General features: G+C 43.9%; 15 protein-coding genes and 1 pseudogene. 11 read left to right on the forward strand and 5 right to left on the reverse strand.

What is annotated here, in order from left to right:
• Positions 1-892: 892 nt before the first annotated feature.
• From V5G28_RS30820 to murI, 4 genes are all read left to right on the forward strand, one after another.
• Positions 893-1,018: a hypothetical protein gene (locus V5G28_RS30820; RefSeq protein WP_272937151.1), complete on the forward strand. Its 126-nt coding sequence runs from the start codon at positions 893-895 to the stop codon at positions 1,016-1,018.
• A gap of 197 nt (positions 1,019-1,215) precedes the next feature.
• Positions 1,216-3,213 (forward strand): N-acetylmuramoyl-L-alanine amidase, encoded by a 1,998-nt coding sequence (locus tag V5G28_RS30825; protein ID WP_332987189.1) that lies wholly within the window; start codon positions 1,216-1,218, stop codon positions 3,211-3,213.
• Between the two features lie 1,233 nt (positions 3,214-4,446).
• Entirely contained in the window at positions 4,447-6,456 is a 2,010-nt protein-coding gene (locus V5G28_RS30830) for an N-acetylmuramoyl-L-alanine amidase (protein WP_332987191.1), read from the forward strand.
• A 272-nt stretch (positions 6,457-6,728) separates the two neighbouring features.
• The gene (murI, locus tag V5G28_RS30835) at positions 6,729-7,592 is read left to right on the forward strand and encodes a glutamate racemase (RefSeq protein WP_332987192.1); all 864 of its coding nucleotides are present in this window, start codon (positions 6,729-6,731) and stop codon (positions 7,590-7,592) included.
• Positions 7,593-7,652: 60 nt separating this feature from the next.
• Here the strand turns inward: murI and V5G28_RS30840 are convergent, their stop codons facing one another.
• Positions 7,653-7,850: a hypothetical protein gene (locus tag V5G28_RS30840; RefSeq protein ID WP_096565990.1), complete on the reverse strand. Its 198-nt coding sequence runs from the start codon at positions 7,848-7,850 to the stop codon at positions 7,653-7,655.
• Between the two features lie 1,135 nt (positions 7,851-8,985).
• Between V5G28_RS30840 and sds the strand changes: the two genes are divergently transcribed.
• The gene (sds, locus tag V5G28_RS30845; RefSeq protein ID WP_332987193.1) at positions 8,986-9,957 is read left to right on the forward strand and encodes a solanesyl diphosphate synthase; all 972 of its coding nucleotides are present in this window, start codon (positions 8,986-8,988) and stop codon (positions 9,955-9,957) included.
• A gap of 75 nt (positions 9,958-10,032) precedes the next feature.
• Here sds and V5G28_RS30850 read toward each other — a convergent pair whose 3' ends face one another.
• Complete coding sequence (locus V5G28_RS30850; protein WP_332987194.1) at positions 10,033-10,506, reverse strand: hypothetical protein; 474 nt, start codon at positions 10,504-10,506, stop codon at positions 10,033-10,035.
• 204 nt (positions 10,507-10,710) lie between these two features.
• Between V5G28_RS30850 and hetZ the strand changes: the two genes are divergently transcribed.
• From hetZ to gmk, 5 genes and pseudogenes are all read left to right on the forward strand, one after another.
• On the forward strand, positions 10,711-11,901 hold the full coding sequence (gene hetZ, locus V5G28_RS30855) for a heterocyst differentiation protein HetZ (RefSeq protein WP_332987195.1): 1,191 nt from the start codon (positions 10,711-10,713) through the stop codon (positions 11,899-11,901).
• Positions 11,894-12,871: a PatU gene (locus V5G28_RS30860; protein ID WP_332987196.1), complete on the forward strand. Its 978-nt coding sequence runs from the start codon at positions 11,894-11,896 to the stop codon at positions 12,869-12,871. Before hetZ ends, V5G28_RS30860 begins: the two co-directional genes overlap by 8 nt.
• A gap of 229 nt (positions 12,872-13,100) precedes the next feature.
• Positions 13,101-14,537: pseudogene (locus V5G28_RS30865) on the forward strand (DUF3488 domain-containing protein); the annotation flags it as partial.
• Positions 14,538-15,001: 464 nt separating this feature from the next.
• The gene (remA, locus tag V5G28_RS30870; RefSeq protein ID WP_017319267.1) at positions 15,002-15,271 is read left to right on the forward strand and encodes an extracellular matrix/biofilm regulator RemA; all 270 of its coding nucleotides are present in this window, start codon (positions 15,002-15,004) and stop codon (positions 15,269-15,271) included.
• Between the two features lie 164 nt (positions 15,272-15,435).
• On the forward strand, positions 15,436-16,035 hold the full coding sequence (gmk, locus tag V5G28_RS30875; protein ID WP_332987263.1) for a guanylate kinase: 600 nt from the start codon (positions 15,436-15,438) through the stop codon (positions 16,033-16,035).
• Positions 16,036-17,017: 982 nt separating this feature from the next.
• Here gmk and V5G28_RS30880 read toward each other — a convergent pair.
• From V5G28_RS30880 to V5G28_RS30890, 3 genes are all read right to left on the reverse strand, one after another.
• On the reverse strand, positions 17,018-17,536 hold the full coding sequence (locus V5G28_RS30880; RefSeq protein WP_096571231.1) for a photosystem I reaction center subunit XI: 519 nt from the start codon (positions 17,534-17,536) through the stop codon (positions 17,018-17,020).
• 340 nt (positions 17,537-17,876) lie between these two features.
• Entirely contained in the window at positions 17,877-18,020 is a 144-nt protein-coding gene (locus V5G28_RS30885; RefSeq protein WP_332987197.1) for a Photosystem I reaction center subunit IX, read from the reverse strand.
• A gap of 124 nt (positions 18,021-18,144) precedes the next feature.
• Complete coding sequence (locus tag V5G28_RS30890) at positions 18,145-18,648, reverse strand: Photosystem I reaction center subunit III (RefSeq protein WP_332987198.1); 504 nt, start codon at positions 18,646-18,648, stop codon at positions 18,145-18,147.
• Between the two features lie 321 nt (positions 18,649-18,969).
• Between V5G28_RS30890 and tsaD the strand changes: the two genes are divergently transcribed.
• Positions 18,970-20,013, forward strand: coding sequence for a tRNA (adenosine(37)-N6)-threonylcarbamoyltransferase complex transferase subunit TsaD (tsaD, locus tag V5G28_RS30895; RefSeq protein WP_332987264.1), 1,044 nt, complete (start codon positions 18,970-18,972; stop codon positions 20,011-20,013).
• Positions 20,014-20,032: the final 19 nt, after the last annotated feature.

Raw genomic sequence — 20,032 nt, forward strand, 5'->3', positions numbered from 1 at the left:
GTTTAAGGGGTATGTAGTGAGCGCTTAAGCGCTGTATTAAAGCAGCCTAAGTGCTTACTACATACGAGGCAAACTTGATCTCACAAACTACTAGAGTAGAGACGCAATATTTACAGCATCTGTACTTAGACCTGTACTGCGTTCTCATCAATTGCCAATATAAATAATTTGTAACTTTTCTATGACTAATGGAAACTTTTATCTCTAAATCTTCGTCCCGTAAAATTAAAATTTTCAGGAGTTTTCTTTAAACACAATCAACATTGGGAATGTTATTTTTGTTCTATCTTCCTCCTCGCTCACCCATCCAACCTTGGATATTTGTCTAGCAATTAAACAGGTGCACCCATAAGTTAATACCACATCAGGAAACAGTAGCAGCATTATCAATTGGTGCATTAACTACCAAAAATCACACAACACAAAAAATCCCTTTGTGAAGGATGAAGTGTGTAGACGCCACAAACACTTTCCAAAAGGAATAAACCTCTACACGAAAGCGTCCTCCGGAGGGCAGCTTTCTGCAAGGGTAATATGAAGTATGAACTGAAGACAAAAAAGTGAAGTATGAAGTTAAGTACAAACTATTTTTCCCTCATTCTTCTCTTCTAGACTTTATTCATGCATTTGCTGGAATTGACTAATGCTTTGAGATTTTAAATTTTAGATTGAGGAAAACTCGTGAAATTCCCAAAAAATCGGCAACTCATGAGTCAACATACAATTTACAATCTAAGATCCAAGATCTAAAAATCTGAAATGCCAGAACGGCATGAAAGACTATTAGCAACGTGCTAAAATTTGACCCCACTAAGTCATTTAAGTTCCTGATAAGGATTAATACAGAACAACATCTACCCTTAATGGTAAAACTTTAATAAGTATTAGGTAAATGGTACGCTTTCCTATCGCCCAAGTCGGATTGTATCCAAAAAATAACCACTATAACAGTGTCTTTATTAGAGCAGAAAATGATGCTTGTGGCACCAAAGCTAAAGTGTGGGCGGTGATAGTGTGAGGATTTACCGAAACTTTGACCAACAAAGAACTCAGAACTCAACCCAATACCAGCTGCAGTAAACAGTACACAGTGATTCAATAACTGATAACTGATAACTGATAACTGATAACTGATAACTCTCGTTCTGGGTTTTATGTTTTGGGTGCTTCTCCAATCATGACGGCTCTAATAAATACGAATCAGGAGAAAACACTGTGAAAACCCACTGGTTACTACCTGGTACTTTTGTAACGACTAGTTTCTTGATGGTATCGTCGCCTGCTCAAGCAGCGAAACTGCAATCCTGGCGTTTTGATGCCAATCAAAACCGATTGGAAATCAACACTCAAGGTTCGGTTCAACCCCAGGCGCAACTCGTCTTCAACCCCACGCGATTGGTTATTGATCTGCCAGGAACTGATTTTGGGCGTCCGCAGTTGACGCAGTCAGTAGGCGGTGCAATTCGCTCTGTTCGTGTTGGTCAATTTGACCCACAAACAACTCGTATAGTCGTCGAACTGAGTCCAGGTTATACCCTCGACCCGAAGCAGGTGAAGTTTGAAGGGAAAACTGCCAGTCGCTGGACGGTACAATTACCAACGCCACAAGCTGAGGGAGTTGCCTCAAGCCCCCCATCTCCAGGAACAAAAACCTCAGCAACACAAGCTGAGGAAGTCGCCTCAAGTCCCCCATCTTCAGGAACAAAAACCCCAGCAAGACAAGCTGAGGAAGTTGTCATCTCTTCTCCAAGAAATGCTTATAGCGTAGTCACAATAGACTCTGAAACTGAGAAAAAACCTGAGTTTTCTAAAGCTGTTGTCATCGCAGAAAGAACGATTCAAGTGGAGAGCGTACAAGTCACAGGAGACGGTTTTTTTGTCCGCACCAATGGTGGAAATCCTCAAACTCAGATCATTCGCAGCCGGGATCGCAAGACCATCTTCATTGACATTCCTGGTGCCACTTTGTCACCCAATTTTGGCGATCGCGATCGCTCTATAAATAAGCATGGTGTCAACCGTGTTGAATTTAATCAACTGCAAAAGACACCACCTGCTGTCCGGATGACACTGCGGGTAGACAAAGATACCCCTGACTGGCGCATCAGCACAAGCAGTTCTGGTAGTTCTAGTGGTTTGGTTGTTCTACCGAATCGTTATGCAAGTAACTTGCCCAAAAACGATTATTCTGACACCTCATCAGACAATGTTGCCAACGCTGCTATAGAAGTACCAACAAGTAACGAAATCTCCACAATTGGGTCTGTAGAGTTAGCTGCTGGTGGTACGCAACTGCTTATTAGAGGAGACCAACGTCTATCACCTGCTAAGACTGCTTGGGATAAATCATCTGGTCTATACCGCATCACGATTCCCAATGCTAAATTGGCTAGTGCCGTCAAAGGTCCAAATTTTGATGCTAGTAGCCCTGTGCTGCGCGTACGTCTACAACAACAAGACTCCCGTACTGTTGTTGTCTACGTCCAACCAGCGCCAAATGTACGAATCGGGCAAATCAATCAACTCAGCGGTCAGCTTTTGTCTTTAGGATTAGAACGTACTCGTTCTATGACACCCTCAATTGCTTTACCCGCCATACCACGACCAAACCCGCAACCTTTGCCATCAAGAACGACAGCCAGCAAGCCGCCAGCCCGTAATCCCCGTGTTAAGGGAAAAGTCGTTATCGTCGTTGATCCAGGACATGGTGGTAAAGACTCTGGAGCACTTGGTATTGGAGGAATTCGAGAGAAAGATATTATTTTGCCAATTGGCAAAAGGGTGGCAGAAATTTTGCAGCAAAATGGGCTGCAAGCAGTGCTAACTCGCGATTCTGACTATTTCGTGACCCTGCAAGGACGGGTTGACATAGCAGAGCGCACCAATGCTGATGTGTTTGTCAGCGTCCACGCTAACTCAGCAGGAGCAGATCGTCCGGAGGTGAGTGGTTTAGAAACCTATTATTATGACAATGGTCTGGGTCTCGCTCGTATCGTTCATAACAGCATTCTCCGGAGTGTGAATGTTAAAGACCGTGGCGTGCGTAAAGCCAGATTCTACGTTCTCAGAAAAAATTCTATGCCGGCAATTTTAGTGGAGGCAGGCTATTTAACTGGCCGAGAGGACGCCAGTAAACTGCCAAACAAACTGTATCAAAATCAAATGGCAGAGGCGATCGCTCGTGGTGTCATCCAGTACTTAAAGCAAAAATAAAACAATTGAGATGCCATCATAAGCAGACACCCGTCAGCAATTGCCCTGTCTTGAAAAATAGAAGCGCGAATCAAAACCTCGCAACGCTTTTTTCGCTTTTTTCATCAGAGTTCTCAACAATCCAGGAGTCATTGTAGAGACGCGCCATGGCGAGCCAGCGTTGCAGGAGGGTCTCCCTCGTGCAACGCTGGCGTCGCGTCTGTACATCTTTGTGTTTTGACTCTTAACTCTTGACGACCTTTAGCTTTTAACTATGCAAGTTTATAAGGACGCCAGCCCGAAAACCCTTGAGGATGAAATACGAAGCACAGCCGAGTGTTTCAGCCATGCTGTCTTACAAACAATCAAGGGCGGCACAAGGCGTTTACGCCGAGCGTGATGTTTGGTTTTCGTGGTTCAGCTAATAGCTCTTTTACCGGAACTTAGATTCCGGTCTTTATTTTTGTCATCGTTAGTACAGGGTGTAGGAGAACACTTTTTTAGTTCTCTTACACCCTTACCCGTGTACAGGCGCAAGGCATTGTATTCGTATGCTTCTAGACGCTTACAGCCAAACTCTGGCTACCTGGAAACAACACTTTTTGTTAAAAAAAAGTATAATCTTTGACATAATTAGTTAATTTGTTGGCGCAATTGACCAAAGGTCAGTAGGCATATGGACAATCGCCCTTTGGGTGGCACCTTTGGAGCATCAGGCTGTGCCCAAGATTATACTCCAAACAATATGCTCTCTTTACCACATCAGTTCATACCCTCTAAGATATCTAAGAATCACACAACTTAATATAGAATTCTGACGGAGTTAAGTAGAAATGACCAAGATTGACTGCTCTATTATTTTTATATTGGTGTAATCTAATGCGCATATAAACTCCATTTTCTATGCCATAAAAGCATACAAAAATCAGAGGCTCATGCCACGCTTGAGGGCTATTAACATCTATATACGAGCTAACAACTTTTTTACAGCTTAGCTCTGAGCGGTGACAGTGTGAGGATTTACCGAAACGTTGACCAACTTAGAATTCAGAATCATCCGTTGTTTCCAGGGCGGGGGAAATCTCTTTGGGTCTACCTGCAGCACGTCTTCGATAGAAGAAGGAAGCGTTTGTTTGCTTACGCTATCGTTACAGAATCCTCCGGTATCTACCTTGGAGGAATTCTCTCGTTCTGAGTTCTGGGTGCTTCTCAAATCATAACGGCTCTCATCAATACGAATCAGGAGAAAACACTGTGAAAATAAACTGGTTATTACCTGGTACTGTTGCAACTACTGCAATCTTCATGTTGTCGTCGCCGGCTCAAGCAGCGAAACTGGAATCTTGGCGTTTTGATGCCAATCTCAATCGATTGGAAATCAATACAGAAGGTTCGGTTCAGCCCCAGGCACAACTCATGTTCAACCCGACGCGATTGGTTATTGATTTGCCAGGAACTGACTATGGACGTCCGCCGTTTGTTCAACCAGTGGCTGGTGGTGCAATTCGCACTGTCCGTGTCGGTCAATTTGACGGACAAACAACTCGTATAGTCATCGAACTCAGTCCAGGTTATACCCTCGACCCTAAGGAAGTGAAATTTGAAGGCAGAACTGCCAGCCGCTGGATGGTACAATTACCAAAGCCACAAGCTGAACAAGTCGCTCCATCTTCTTCCAATAATTCTTCCAATACTTCTTCCAATAATTCTTTCAATGTTTACAGTGTGGTGAGACCTGGCTCTAACTCCACAGGGAATAAAGACACAGCTGTCAATACTGACTCTGTAGCAAATAAGAACACAGTTGTCAATACTATTGAAGGACAAACTCAAAAAGAAACAATTATTAGCAATGCTCAAGGATTGGCTCAAATTGAGAACCTACGCGTTACAGGTGACGGTTTGTTTGTCCGTATAAATGGAGGAAATCCTGAAGTTCAGACATTTCGCAGCAGTGACAAAACTGCTATTAACATCGATATCATTGGTGCAGCTCTGTCACCCCGTTTATCGCAGCAGAATCTACGAGTTAATAAGTATGGTATAAAACGAGTTGAATTCACTCAACTCAGAACAAGACCTGGTGTTCGCATGACGTTGTGGGTAGACAAAAATAGCCCCGACTGGCAAGCCAGCATGAGCAGTTTTGGCGGTTTGGTAGTTTTGCCCAATGGTGATACGAGGAATTTGTCTAGAAATACTAGTAATTCTCTTCCTAATTCAGACATACCTAGAAGTATAAACCCCCAGAACTCCAACGTAAATTTACCAGCCAGCGGCTCACTATCTACAATTGAGTCTGTGGACTTGACTGCTTCTGGGACGCAACTGCTGATTAAAGGCGACCAACCTCTGTCTGCATTTAATGGTGGTTGGGATAGAACTTCTGGTATGTTCCGCATCACCATTCCTAATGCTAAGTTGGCTGGTGCTGTTAGAGGTCCAAATTTTGATGCTAGTAGCCCTGTGCTGCGCGTACGCCTGCAACAACAAGACCCTCGTACTGTTGTCGTCTACATCCAACCAGCATCCGGCGTGCAAATTGGGCAACTCAACCAACTGACCGGTCAACTTTTGTCTTTGGAATTACGACGCTCGTTTTCTCCGTTAACTCCCCGCGTTGGTTTACCTCCCTTACCAAGAGCAAACCCACGACCATTACCGCCAATGACAAATAATCCTCTGCCCCTACCGCAGCCACTGCTACGCCCCCCGGTGCCGAATGGACGAGTTGTCGTTATGATTGACCCGGGACACGGTGGTAAAGACTCTGGCGCTCCTGGTTTGGGTGGACTGTTGGAAAAAGATGTGGTTTTGCCTATTGGCATAAGAATAGCAAATATTTTACAGCAAAATGGCGTACAAGTGATGCTAACCCGCAATTCTGACTATTTTGTGGGACTTCAGGGACGGGTAGATATGGCAGACCAAGCAAATGCTAATTTGTTTGTCAGCATTCACGCTAATTCTGTTGGTGGTCGCCCGGACGTGAATGGGTTGGAAACCTATTATTATGACAGCGGTTTAGGTCTGGCTCGTGTCGTCCACAGTACCATTCTCCAAAGTATCCCTACCCTGAGAGACCGAGGAGTGCGCAAAGCAAGATTCTACGTTCTCAGAAAAAGTTCTATGCCCTCGATTTTAGTAGAAACAGGTTATATGAGTGGTCAGGAGGATAATCCTAGGCTGGGAAGCCCAGAATACCAGAATCGCATGGCAGAGGCAATTGCTAATGGTATACTATTATACTTAAAACAAAGATAACAATGTAGTACAAGTTCCTACATAACTGCTCTGGTTTGTAGTGAATGGTGAACCACTGCGTTCTTGGAAGTTCCCCCGAATCCCGCAAGTAGCGTTCACCGTACGTCCTGCAAATAGGCTATGCCAACGCGCTTAGCGTCTTTGTTAACACTGTGACGCTCTTCCCTTGGCATACCTGAAGGGTGTGAAACTGTTAGTAGTGAAGAACTCACAACTAATAATCGCGACCATCCTGTATCTTCAAATCCAAAAACTTAAATCACTATCTGCCTGTGTTTCCATCTTCTATCTTTGAAGGCGATCTTTACGATTTTTCTCAAGCACCTCAACGTGCCCCAATTGGCATTTTTGACAGTGGTGTAGGTGGTTTAACAGTACTGCGCCAACTCTATCGTCAACTCCCAAATGAATCAATTATTTACTTTGGGGATACAGCTCGACTTCCTTATGGAATTCGCTCGCAAGCTGAGATTATACAATTTATGCGGGAAATCCTTGCTTGGTTGCAACAACAACGTGTAAAAATGGTTGTGATGGCTTGTAACACGAGTTCGGCACTGGCGCTAGAGGCGGTGCGTGAGGAATTTTCTTTACCAATCCTCGATATTATCCTGCCAGGGGCAAGGGCAGCAGTTGAGAGTGGAAAGCGCATTGGTGTGATAGCGACTCCCGCAACTGCTAAAAGCAATGCCTATCGCCGTGCTATCCTAGAGATAAATCCCGAAGTCCAAGTTTGGCAAGTGAGTTGCCCAGAGTTTGTGCCGCTCATTGAGCAAAATCGCATTCATGACTCCTACACGCTACAAGTGGCACGGTCATATCTGGAGCGATTGTTACAGCAGGAAATAGATACTTTAGTCTATGGCTGTACTCACTATCCTCACCTGGCACCCGTAGTGCGATCGCTTCTCCCCTCACACGTGAAGCTTGTTGACCCAGCAGAATATGTTGCTGCTGCTTGTGTCCAAGATTTAGACATCTTGAACCTGAGAAATACTCACTCACCTATGCCAACTCGCTTCGCCGTCAGTGGTTGCCCGCAACAATTTGCTCAGTCCTCTGTACTGTGGCTCGGTTATAATCCAACAGTTGAGGCAGTGCAGTTGACAAATACGGCACTTTATAGTACACAGTGAGCAGTTATGAGTCATTAGTACAAAGACTTTTACTAATGACTCATAACTAATGACTATGGACTAATGAAGGCTTGTTGCTTCACTCACCTTCGGCGTTACTGTAACCTCCTGCTTGCGCTTTCCTTGTGAAGCCAAAGAAGCACCCTTAGGAGTGGTTTTTTTCCCGGTTCGCTTTGCTAGTGCTAATAGTAAATAAACTGCTAACAAATAACCAGAAGCTAATATAAAAATCATCATAGGTATCTTTCCGTAAATCATTTTTTCTGCCAGCACTTCTGTCTAAGGAATATAAAATCGAATAACATAGCAGAACCACAGCTACACAAACTTATTGTTGGTACCTGTTTTTTGCATTGCAAAATGTTTGGTAGAGTTCTATCTCTCCCAGTTAAACGTTAAACTCGCTTGTATTTAGTTTTTCTTGCAAACTATGCCTACAACAGCAGTCAAATTACCAAACAGCAATTTTGAACTCCTGCTGAAGCTGTCTACCTAGTCTGCATTTTTCCGCAAACACTTTACCTTGTAGTACAAGGTATGCGCTCTCGCTACGCTAAAAAGTGCAGCTTTTTCCCTTACGGGTAGCGCATAGTTTTAACCTTAGAGGTTCGCATACCGCAACTGTGACCAATAAGATAACTCTTTTGGTCGCAGGTCACGATAGTCTATTCAGAGCCACAACACCAGATAAATAAAAATACCGAATGGTTATTTTTTTCTGGGGGTGAATATCTCAAAAATTTTAAATCCCTTGACTTTAGCGTAACACAACGACCCTGAGTTTTCAGCCAATTTTTCTGCTAAATTTGAAATTTTCTAGAGTACGTTATACAAGATTTGCCCAAATTATTCTCTAAAGGAAAATAAGTATGTGTCATAGGTGATGAGTAAGAGGTAAGAGGTTTTTCAATGTTTGTTTTCAGCTTTACTTAAACAGTTGACAGGCAAAAATGAAGTTTTTGTTAAGACATAGAGCTTTTGTCTACTGCATCAGGCTAATTGCTTTCTTCAGTATAAGTATTAAAAAGATGATATGTCCCCATAAATATACTTAAACAAGCCCAAGTATCTTTTTCTCAAGTTAGAGAACAAGATAATTGATCTCAAAGTTTTGTTAAGACTACTGCAAGTGGAGGAAGTAGAAGGCTACTAAAGTTGCTAAAAAGCTGATGTGATGACTCGTGGGGGAAGTTATCCAATGCGTGTCTATCTTCAGGCAAAACCTAAAATTTTGCGTCTTGGAGGTTTTTGGGGCAACAAATTCGCTTAGGCGTGATTAAGAAAGAAAACTCATGCTGAATGCTTTATGAAAACTTTGCGCTGGCACTGGGTTATCTTAAAATGATTATAGGATATGTAAAATTTCGTAAATAAAGCCAGAGTCTGCCCATCCATGACCCCAGCCACCTCCCTTTTTTCCCCTGTGGAAGCCGACCTGCAAATACTAGCAGACAACTTGACACAGCTAGTAGGAAATGGTCACCCTATCCTTTGTGCAGCAGCCGAACACCTATTTGGATCTGGGGGAAAACGCATAAGACCGGCGATCGTCCTCCTGATCTCGCGGGCGACAATGCTCGAACAAGAAATTACGCCCCGTCATCGACGCTTAGCTGAGATTACGGAAATGATTCACACGGCAAGCTTAGTGCATGACGATGTGGTAGATGAATCCGAGATGCGGCGCGGCGTTCCCACAGTTCACAGTTTGTTTGGCAACAGAATAGCGATATTGGCAGGAGATTTTCTCTTTGCTCAATCTTCTTGGTATTTAGCCAATTTGGACAATTTGCAGGTGGTAAAACTGCTGTCGGAGGTAATTATGGATTTGGCGTCTGGGGAGATACAGCAGGGATTGAACCGCTTCGATGCGAGCATCTCAATTGAGACTTACCTCAATAAGAGTTATTACAAAACTGCCTCTTTAATTGCCAATAGCTCTAAAGCAGCCGGGTTACTCAGCGAAGTTTCTCCAGAAACAGCCGAACATTTGTATAGCTACGGGCGTCATCTTGGTTTAGCATACCAAATTATAGATGATATTTTAGATTTCACAGGTTCGGTAGAAATTTTAGGTAAGCCAGCAGGATCGGATTTAAAAAGTGGTAATCTAACCGCACCAGTTTTATTTGCTTTAGAAGAAAAAAAATACTTGGAAGTTCTGATAGAAAGAGAGTTTGCCCAGGAAGGAGACTTAGAGCAAGCCATATCCTTGATACATGACAGTCAAAGTATTGAGCGGGCAAAAGAGTTAGCCGCTCATCATGCGAAGCTCGCTGTGGAGCATATTACGCATCTGCCACCTTCTGAATCTCGCGCTTGCTTGATTAAGATAAGTGATTACGTCCTCAGTAGGCTTTTTTAGGGTACAAGAACCAGTGATGAAGGATTAAGTAATAATTCTTAATCCCCCATCAGCAATCCCTCATAGGTGATCAGTTCATGCAATATCCGGAGGAATTTCTCTTTTTGGTCGGTTTTGCTGCAACTGCTGTTGTATTAAGTTTTGCAGGTCGGCTCGTCGGACTTCGATTGAGTCAGTATTAGTGCGAGGAGTTTCAAAAAAAACTATACTATCTACGGGTTCCATTGCTACCAATTGGAACAAAATATGAGTCACAGGGATGGGTGCAGCTACCAATTGAGGGTCAAGCCCAGCAGATGATCTGAGTGGGACATCCTGTATTGTAGGAAAAGCATAAATTACGCGCTTTTCCAACGGTGGATTCGCGCGATCGCTCAATGTAGTCAAAACCCAGCTTTGTTCCATATTTTGGAGAATATAGTACTGGGAATGGCGTAATTTCTGGGCGATCGCGCTAAGGACGGGAGCGATTGCTGTCACAAGTTGCGGTATAACACCATCTTGGGGTGCATTGTCGATCAGCAATTGAATTTGTGCTTGTAAATCCATAATGACCTGTAAACTAATGACTGGGTAGAGGCAATAACATCCATCAAGAGCAAACAATCAAACGAAATTCAGGAATCATAAATTCAGCCTAATCTTAAACACACAATTTAGGCGCGTTTGACTTGTAGGCAAAATCTTGACCCAATACCCACAGTGTTATCAGGTGGTACTTAAGTATGTTAGGGTCTTTCTAAACACTGGACTATGAATTCAGCCGCAACCACAACAATTCAGGGAGTAAGTTCTATCGGCGTAGAGGCGATATTTCAACTCCTTTTCAAGGAGCTTCAGCAATCAACCAAAGCATCGGAGCAAAATTGCCGCGATGTGGCAACACGAATTGCTGCCGAAGTTTATAGAATTTGCAATGAAAGCAAGCGCATCCAAGCGACCGGTGCAGTCGAAAGTTCTGCAATCAGCCTAGCCCGACATCGGTTGCAACAATGTCTCAGGTATTACGAGTTAGGTTCCAATCGAGGCAGAATAGAATTACACAGTACTTTGAGTGCGATTATCTATCGCTACATCAATCCTCCTCAAAGACAATTGAGCTATCAAGGACGGCTCGTCGTCATTGAAGATTTTCTGCAAAGTTTTTACCTAGAGGCATTAAACGCCTGCCGACGGGAGAACCAACTGGGTCCTACCTATAGTCCCAAAACTCTTTTAGAATTAGCAGAATACATGGCATTTACAGAACGTTATGCCAAGCGCCGAATTCCCTTACCTGGGCGTCAACAACAGCTCATTATTCTCCGAGCGCAAACATTCTCCCAACAACAACCCCCGGAAACTTGCGTAGACATAGAACAGGCGGCAGAAGGTAGTGGTAACGAAGCCGATGGCTCTTGGGAAGATCCAGCTGTGCAGCAATTGCGAAGTGCAATGGCAACACAACCAGAGCCAGAACCCCAAGAAGATACCTTACGCTCTGTCGTCGTTACTGAACTGATGAATTATCTAGAAGAGCGGCAACAATCAGACTGTGCTGATTACTTCGCCCTCCGTCTCCAAGATTTGTCAGCGCAGGAAATAGAATCGATTTTGGGGTTAACTCCTCGCCAGCGAGATTATTTGCAGCAGCGGTTTAAATACCATCTCATCCGGTTTGCCTTATTACATCGCTGGGAGTTGGTTCACGAGTGGTTGGAAGCAGATTTACACACAAATTTGGGCTTGACTCCTCAACAATGGGAAGTGTATACAGCTGGGCTGGACGAGAAACAACGGTCTCTATTACAGTTGAAACAAGAAGGTCATCCGGATGAAAAAATTGCCAAAACTTTAGGGTTATCAATGGCACAATTACAAAAACGGTGGTTTAAAATTCTGGAACAAGCTTGGGAAATTCGTAACTCCTTAGTGTCCGGATCGGGTGCATCTACTCATGAATAGTGACTCAGAATCCTTACAAAACCAGTTACTCGCTTGGTTGCTGGCAGAATATGCCCAAACAGGCGAGCCAAACTTGGTTGAGTGTGAGGAAAATGAAGGGGTAGAAAATTTTAGTGAAATCGTCGCCGCCCTAAACGGTGGCGCTTTTGAGTTAAAATCTATACCCCCAACCTTTCGACTGGGAGAAATTCCAACTGTGCAAGAACGTTTTCAAGCCGTCCTTAAACGTCGGTTACAAAGTCAAATTCAAAATCATCCACCGCTATTTCCTTGGGAAGCACAACTTACAGAGTATCCCGAGTGTCTTGACAATCCATCGATTGAATTAGTTCCGGTATGGGGCTGGGCGGCGCAGCAATCCAAGCTGAATCTGCCGATTCCACTGCCGGAAAGAGTTTTCCAGCAATTACTGGAGAAGTGTCAAGCGCTCGTTGCCTCTTCACTGCCGTTAGGGGCAAAACTTGTTGCTGCTGTGGAGAGCTTATTTCCTGAGGATTCTCAGGCACTGAACGACTTAGCCGGATTGGTGCTAAGAACTCCCTCTCGTTCTGTGGATGTAGAAACAATGCCGAATCTAGAAAGTGAGTACCCAGATTTACAGCCCCCTCAACAGATGGCGCTGTCATTGCTGGCGGCAAAACAGCTGCTAGAAAATCTGACTCTGCCTATTTCAGCTACCAATCCAGTGGTAGAAAGGCAATGGCTAACGAGTGCAGGTGTTCTTACTCTCAAGGTAGAATACCAAACTCAAGGTCAAGTGACGAAGCTAAAAGTTCAAAGTGAGTTGCCCTCTAAAGCGATTGTGAAGCTCCAGGGAGATGCCTCGCAAGCGATCGCCGATTCGTCGAGTCCAGGATGCTTGAGTGTAGAATTACACGACACGCAACCGAACCAAACTTATACCCTGGAAGTTGAGTTAAAAGAAATAGACCAAAAACCACTTTTGTTTGTGATTGTTCCCACAATGTAAATAAATCTTGCCATCGCTAGCAATCCACATTGATAAATGCCATTGATATAAAATGAATATCCTGGGAAAGGAAAAATACCCCATTTTTAAACAAGCGGTCATTAGGGCGTCTACAGAAAGCTGCTATGAGGAAGAGACTTACGAGTTCGGTTTCACCGACTCACTTTGTGTCTGTGGCGTCCATATCATCGCTTGACTAAAATACCCATAGACTGCTTTCTCCTTTGCGATGTTTAACAGATCCAGGATACGTTGGCGTCTACCTGCAAGTGTTTTCTGGCGGCAAAATATGCAGGATTCGCCGTTAATGGAAGTGGAAAATTCAATTGCCTTGCGGGTGCTCGTGCTAGCGTTGGTCATTGTCGGAATTGTGGCGACGGATACTGCTGCTGAGACTCAATTCAGTCTTTGGTCGGTACCGCTTTCAATGGTGGGCGCGATTTGGAGTTACTACCATCGCCACAATTACAATGTCTCGGTTAAGTTCTGTATCGCCATAGGAATGTTAGCAGCACTGGGGGCTTTTTTTGGGCGATTGTTTGGCGAGTTAAATGATACGCGGCTGGCATTAGCGGAGTTATTAATTCAACTCCAAGTATTTCACAGTTTTGATATGCCTCGCCGCAAAGACTTGGGATACTCAATTGTCATCGGGTTGATTCTGCTGGGTGTTGCCGCTACCCTCTCGCAAACTTTAGCATTTGCCCCAGTGCTGCTATTATTTTTAGGGATCGCTCTACCAACCCTCGTTCTAGAGTACCGTTCACGGCTCGGCTTGCAGCCGTTAAAATTGTTCTCAGGCTTTGCTTGGGAACAAGATAAAAATCAAAAATTACCTTCAAATTTTTTTACTTCTTACTTTTTACTTTTTACCCTGATTGTGGTATTGAGACTGGGGATTTTTGCTGTTTTGCCCCGGTTTCCTGCATATCAGGTGCGAATGTTTCCAGTAAGTTCTCCGATAAACATTCAAAGAGATTTTACAGGACGCAGGATCATCAATCCCGGTTATGCCCGTCAAGGTCATGGCAAAAATCAAGGCAGTGGTAACACTAATACAGGAGAAGGAAACCAAACTGGTGAACCAGGGCTATTGAATGATAATTTTTATTACGGCTTCAATAGCTCCATGAACCAAAACCTCCGAGGTGTGATGAAACCCAAAGTCGTTATGCGAGTGCGCTCGCAAAGCGCGGGTTTTTGGCGGATGCTGGCGTTTGACCGCTACACCGATCAAGGATGGGAAATTTCACGTAACGAGCAGGTGCAAACCCTGAAGCGTTCGCCTTGGTGATACCAAATCTTCCTTAGTTTAGCACCTATCTTTGGGAAGAGTCAAAAAATAGTACAAACATACACAGTTGTGTCGGATTTGCCAAACTTGATTCCAGCTTTGGCTTATCCCAAGGAAATTTACTTCCCGACACCGATGATTGCTGTGGATACAGAAGGCTCTTTGCGATTGCGCGGAGCGCAGTACCCTAAAGGGCAATCGCATGTGGAATTATCTGAAGGTTTGACATATACGGTCATTTCGGAAGTACCGTATCGCGATCGTACTTTGTTGGGGAAAACCTCAACCAAGTATCCACAGACTATAGAAAAATACTATTTACAAGTCCCACCTGAAATTGCTCATAAACTCAGGCAACACACCGAAGAAATCCGGGGGCTTCTGACCAATACTCGCTCGCCAGAACTCTTAATTTATCAAGCTTGTAGCGCGTTTAATATTAGTAGCGAATGAGTTAGTAGCGAATGAGTTCTTTTTTGGTGAGAAACACTCAATAAGCTCATGCGCTTCTATAGCCGTTCTCAATTGGGTGTAATACAGATTGTTGGTAGGGGTTGTTGTATGCCCATACGAGTCAAGCGCGACAGTTGAATGATTGGACTATTGAGTATTTTTTTAGTATTTTATGTCAAGTTTTTTGCTTGACTATCCTTTTGTTTACCTATACCTTTGGGTATATTTTCAAGAAAGTTGGCTAATAAATTGCTAAAAAAAGCATTTGTTAGTTAAAAACGAGGACAGGCGTGAATATAAGCGTTGTAACTCCTATTTTTTGTGGATAACATGGAAAATAATTCTTTCAAAGCTTCTCACACCGCGTTTAGCGTCAGTTTTTTATGGACATTCAGTTAATCAACATCGGCTTTGGCAACATCGTGTCTGCCAACCGAGTCGTTGCCATTGTCAGTCCAGAGTCTGCCCCAATTAAGCGGATCATTACCGATGCACGCGATCGCGGTCAGCTGATCGACGCAACTTACGGTCGCCGCACTAGGGCTGTCATTATCACTGATTCCAGTCACGTTATTCTTTCGGCGATTCAGCCAGAAACGGTAGCGAATCGCTTTGTCATTACGCGCGATCATCATCAAGCTGTGGATAATTGACTCAAGGTAGGTTGATACCCCCACTTTTGTTTGCACTATACCAGCAGTACGATGTGAATTAAACTGGTTTTATGTCACCCAGACTACAAAAGTTTTTTAGTCAAGAGTCATCTGACTCATGGCTAGTAAATACTATCTACTGATTAATTCACTCCGAAGAGCGGATAATGCAAGTTATATCTACCAAAAGTGCTGCTACTACTAAAGAATGCCCACCTGTGGGCAAGCTGATTATTTTGACAGGTCCGAGTGGAGTTGGCAAAGGCACTTTAATGCGATCGCTCCTACAGCGTCATCCAGAACTGCATTATTCTGTATCCGTGACGACTCGTTCTCCTCGCCCAGGGGAAATTGACGGCAAAGATTATTACTTCGTAAGCCGTAGAGAGTTTGAACAATTGGTGGCTGCTGGCGAATTACTGGAGTGGGCAGAATTTGCTGGTAACTATTACGGTACTCCTCGGGAAGCCGTCATTAACCAAGTTCGCTCTGGCAAGTGCGTTGTGCTGGAAATTGAGCTAAAAGGGGCACGACAAATTCGTGCTTCTTATCCTAGCGCCTTCAGCATTTTCATTTTGCCGCCTTCTATGAATGAATTAGAGAAACGGATACGTGGTCGCGCCCAAGATTCAGAAGAGGCGATCGCTCGTCGCCTACACCGCGCTGAAGAAGAAATAAGTGCCGCTGATGAATTTGATCTGAAAATCGTGAATGACGATTTTGAAACTGCTCTAAATACAATCGAAGCGGCTATCTTTGGTTGACACTCCAAGGGATGACAGCCACGATCATTCTTTGAGAAGGCACTCGCTATCTTAGTAGGTGTGTTCTTGATAATACTCCTACTCGCTAGGCAATGCAAATTGCCTCTACTCTGTAGGTCTAGGAAATATCTAGCCTACTTTCTTTTTCCTCAAAAGGTTGGCTATCGTTAATACACTACTTTTGCTTGCGACTTGCTTGCATTAGCTATAACTGCATCCAGAGTGTAGAGCGTCTAATCTTCCAATTTTCATCGAAAATTTGGGTCTGAAACCCCGTCCTTCTAGGACGGCTTTATATTTATGAACCATTACCGCCTTGGGGTTACTTGAATCGGTGTACTCTTGTACTGTACTTTCGAGCTTGACAATTACCATCTCGAATCGTTCACCCTGTACGCATAACGGTGTTGCTCCCCGTAGAGCCTCCCTTTCGGGGTAATGTGAGCCTAGACAATGTTATTGGTCGGTACTTTATCAAAGACACTGGCTTAACCCTCTAAAGCTGTTTAATCCTTGATTTCTAGAGCTACAGACTGGCATCACGCATCCGTAGGTAGGAACTTAAACGCTTACCAATAACGTAGTACCAAGGTACTGAGTCGGGTCAACTAATCCTAAAAGTTTGAGGCTAGAAGCCCCAAGCCGCGAGAAAGGGGTGTTGACGGTCAGGCAAAGTTTACTGCGTCTCGACCAGCTACATCTATTCTACCATTTGACAGGGGTAAAGCTCTCTCGGTATTCTCTTGTCAAAGCTAAAAGAACAAGTAAAGGACGCCAAGAAAAAGTTATGTCAACCTTTTCTTTGCGTCCTTTATTTTCTATCATCTGTCCAATGTCTAATAACTTATGACTAAGGACTCATAACCAAATAAAGTCTTAAGGATGAAGGAGCGAGGCTGAAATACTCAACACTTCACTTAGTACTACCCTACCATTGTCAAATCCCGTTAGGGGTCTCCACACTTCATCCTTCAGGTGACTTTTAACCAAACAGATTTTGAATTAAACCCCAATTGCTAGTTAAAAAGTAAGCGACTACCGCACCACCAACACCACCGATTAAGAAAGCACTGGCAAAGCCGTTCCAACCTTCTTTGGATCTAAAAGCATCTGGAGGGTTGGGTGTAGTGACAGTAACGTGTGGTTGAGGGGGATTGCTATTGCCATATAGAGATAGGCAACCCGTCAAAATGACAACAAAGCTCAAAGTTGCCAGTAATCCAGCTAAATTGGCATTAGCCGTATCGCGCAGGGGACCCAATTTGGCAAAAGGACCAAAAAGCCAGTAACCATGAGCCATACCAATTTCTAGCCCTCGTCTGAAAGGAGTATGCCCTGGGCGATAGGCGGGTAAGGCATTAATGTACCACTTGACTAGGGGTGAAGCATTAATTGGTGTTTCCAGATTACCGCGTTGTGGGTCGCGCCCTTCAGGAAAAACAACTTCGCGATTTCTAGCGTCGCTGGGGCGATTTTTTGATGCATCTACTGCTGTTGCTATATCTGCCATATTTTCTGTTTTCCTCTAGATGGAATTGTGGCATGATTTTCAAATTAATAATAATTGTTACTGGTAGCTAAATTTCATTGTTGCTCTTGAAGTTTATAAAAATTAATTTAGCTATTTTATATGTTTTGAAATATTTACAATTTGGCATCGTGTGTCCAGTATGACTCGTTTGAACGCACTATTTTTACGACTTATCGAAGTCAAGTTAAAAGTTATAACTTATAAGTTTTCAGTCAGGAGTTGGAAACTATGAAATATCAACGATGAATTATAGATTTATAACTCATCATTCATAATTCATAATTTCTAACTCCTAACTTTTATGAAGAATCTACGGTAATGGATGGAAAAGAAGGTCTGGGAAGAAGTAGTTAAATACGATCAAAATAACCGCAGTCACAATCAAATTGGCAAACAACAAGACCGGTGCCAGGGAAAGATATTGAACGAAATAATTTGGCTGATTTTGCGCCATGAATCATTCTCCTAAATAAGTTACTTCAATGAGATGATTGTGGATTGTGAATTGTTAGTTGTTAGTTGTTAGTTATCAAAAAGTATCACTAACCACTAACTCACTTCCAATCTTAAAATCCTTACTAGCGTGGGGAAATGGGGATTTCTTCATCCTTGGCTGTTAATTCACCCGACAGCAATTCTCTCAGGGCGGCTACAGGCCAAGTAAAGCCTGACAGCATAATTGGCAGTGCCTTTGCCACATCAATCTTGACTTCTCTCCATTCGACATCACCGCCTTCTTTTTTGTTTGTTTGGAGATAGGTGCGACCTACCCAACCAATCCAACCGGCGATATAGAGGAACAGAATGCCAGGAATCGTGAAGTCACCAACATGGCTGAGACGACCATCCACGATCAGATGAGGTAAACCTTCGGGACCGCACAATTGCTGAGAATAACGCTCAAATCGTTTTTCCCCGGAAGCAGGGTCAAAGTTAGTAGCACGGGCAGCTTGTACCCGTTCTAGGAAGGCAGGAGATTCGCTGCAAGGCACAAGACCTGTCCCTGGAGTCTGCGCTTGAGCAGGTGGGGCAAAGTTGAACCAAACACAAATCGTTAAAATCAAAGCAAACAAGCGTCGCATGGAATTGTTTCCTTTTATTACGAAACAAAAAGTTTTTTGTACAAAACGAGGCGGCTTGTACAATTCTGATTTGCATAACTAGCAAGTCATCATATCTCTTGCCCGTGAACCGAGTAAAGTTGAAGTAAATAAAAGTTAAAGCTTCTCAAACAAATCTTTGGGAGCGCCGAGCCATAAGTGGTGAGTCTTGAGTCAAAATTTTTCTGTTTTTCACGTAGTTTTTTGGTTCAAAACCAATTCCAGATTCTTCTGACTCAGAACTTACCACGGTTGACTCAACACTCTCTCTATCAAAACTCAGAACTTAGCATTTTTTTAGCAATGGCAACCGTTTTGGCAATTGAAACTAGCTGTGATGAAACCGCCGTGGCGATTGTTAACAATCGTGAAGTTTGTTCAAGTATTATTGCCTCGCAAATTCCAGTGCATCAGCAGTATGGTGGAGTGGTGCCGGAAGTCGCATCGCGCCAGCATCTAGAAATCATAAATGAGGCGATCGCCCAAGCCTTGGAACAGGCACAACTAGACTGGAGCAACATTGATGGGATTGCGGCAACTTGTGCTCCAGGACTGGTTGGGGCGCTGTTGGTCGGCTTAACTGCCGCCAAAACCTTAGCAATGGTACACAACAAGCCATTTTTGGGAGTTCATCACCTCGAAGGTCACATTTACGCAACTTATTTGAGTGAGCCAACGTTAGAGCCTCCTTTCCTTAGCTTACTGGTTTCCGGTGGACACACAAGCTTGATTTACGTCAAGGATTGTGGTGTGTACGAGACTTTGGGCGAAACTCGTGATGATGCTGCTGGTGAAGCGTTTGATAAAGTGGCACGTTTGTTGCATTTGGGCTATCCCGGCGGACCAGCAATTGACAGGCTAGCACTCGAGGGAAATCCCCAAGCGTTTACCTTACCAGAAGGCAAAATCTCCTTACCAGGTGGTGGATATCATCGGTATGATGCCAGTTTTAGTGGGTTAAAAACAGCGGTACTGCGGTTAGTGCAGCAGTTTGAAAAAGATGGGCAGTCTTTGCCAACGGCAGATGTAGCGGCTAGTTTTCAGGAAACTGTAGTACGCTCGCTCACCAAAAGGGCGATCGCTTGTGCCCAAGACTACGGTCTTTCCACGATTGCTGTTGGTGGGGGTGTAGCAGCTAACAGTGGTTTAAGACAACAGTTACAACGCACAGCAGAAACTCACAACCTACGCGTGTTATTCCCCCCCCTAAAATTTTGCACCGATAATGCTGCGATGATTGGCGCTGCTGCTGCTGACCATCTCAACAGAGGTCATACCTCTCCTCTCACCCTCAGCGTTCAGTCTAGGCTAGCGTTAACCCAAGTTATGCAGTTGTATCAAGGGTGATCACAGGAATGAGGAGAAT

Source organism: Scytonema sp. PRP1 (assembly GCF_036697665.2).
GTDB classification, from domain to species: Bacteria; Cyanobacteriota; Cyanobacteriia; order Cyanobacteriales; family Nostocaceae; genus Kalymmatonema; species Kalymmatonema gypsitolerans.